Annotated in this window: 2 protein-coding genes; both read right to left on the minus strand. The window is 56.5% G+C overall.

The genetic code is table 11. The annotated features are described in order from the left end of the window. Positions 1 to 13: 13 nt before the first annotated feature. A complete protein-coding gene (locus tag A3754_RS03750) occupies positions 14 to 469 on the minus strand; it encodes a DUF962 domain-containing protein (RefSeq protein ID WP_063518877.1) in 456 nt (151 codons plus the stop codon). A gap of 157 nt (positions 470 to 626) precedes the next feature. Beyond that, on the minus strand, positions 627 to 1,115 hold a 489-nt coding region (locus tag A3754_RS03755; RefSeq protein ID WP_197468430.1), incomplete at its 5' end, for a UbiA family prenyltransferase.

The following is a 1,115-nucleotide window of genomic DNA, read 5'->3' on the forward strand; positions in this document are numbered from 1 at the left end:
CTGCAAGAATGCCTCAGTATTTAAATCCCCATTTGCGATACAGAAAACCCATGATCCAGGCGGGCCCGATCATCAGGTACTGTATGTCTTCGAAGAAGGAGGGTTTCTTGCCCTCCACCTTGTGACCCCAGAACTGGCCAATCCAGGCGAGAATGAAGATCACCAGCGAAAACAGCCAGACACTGATGCCGGCGGAGGCGATCAGATTGAGGCCGGCCAGGCAGAGCAGGCTGAAAACCAACATGCCCGCGGCGATGGGCAGGGACAGGCGGGCGTAGTAGAGGGTCACGAAGACCAGCGCCAGGCAGGCCCAGAAACTGGTGAAAAAGGGTGCCGGGATGGCCCAGAGAAAGCCGATGATGGTGAAGAAAATCACCGGCACACAGACAAAATGCACTTTCTTGTTGGTGGGGTTCTGGTGACTCTCGCCGTAGGCGTCGAGCCAGTCATCCATGCTGCGGGTTGCCATGTTTTTCTCCCTTTTTTGGCCGTTAAGGAGAGTATTGCACCGCTGGTTCAGATCGTGAAGGTTTGTCGCGAGGTGCGAGTAACGAGTTTCGAAAACCAGATGCGCTGGTGCCTTTTGACTTTCGCAACTCGAAACTCGTATCTCGAAACTGTGCTGTTTATGCCCCCAGCCAGGTGGCCACGTTGGCCGGGCTCACTGGCAGATAGTGATCCACCAGCAGGGCGGTAAACAGGGCAAACAGATAGGTGATCGAATAGCCGAAGGTTTTCATTGGCAGTTTCGGGTCTTCGGAAAAGCGCAGCCGTACCGCATGGTAAAGAAACACCAGGCCGAGAATCAGGGCGCTGAGCAAGTAGATCAGGCCGCTCATGCCGGTGAGATACGGCAGCAGGGTGCAGATAAACAGCAGGATGGTGTAGTACAGCACCGATTCACGGGTAAACGGAATACCGTGGGTCACCGGCAGCATGGGAATGTCGGCCTTCGCGTATTCATCGCGGCGGTGAATGGCCAGGGCCCAGAAGTGCGGTGGCGTCCAGACGAAGATGATCAGCACCAGCATCCAGGCGTAGGGGTGGGCTTCGCCGGTGACGGCGGTCCAGCCTAATAGGGGCGGAATGGCGCCGGCGATACCACCAATCACGAT

It is taken from the genome of Alcanivorax sp. HI0083 (assembly GCF_001635175.1).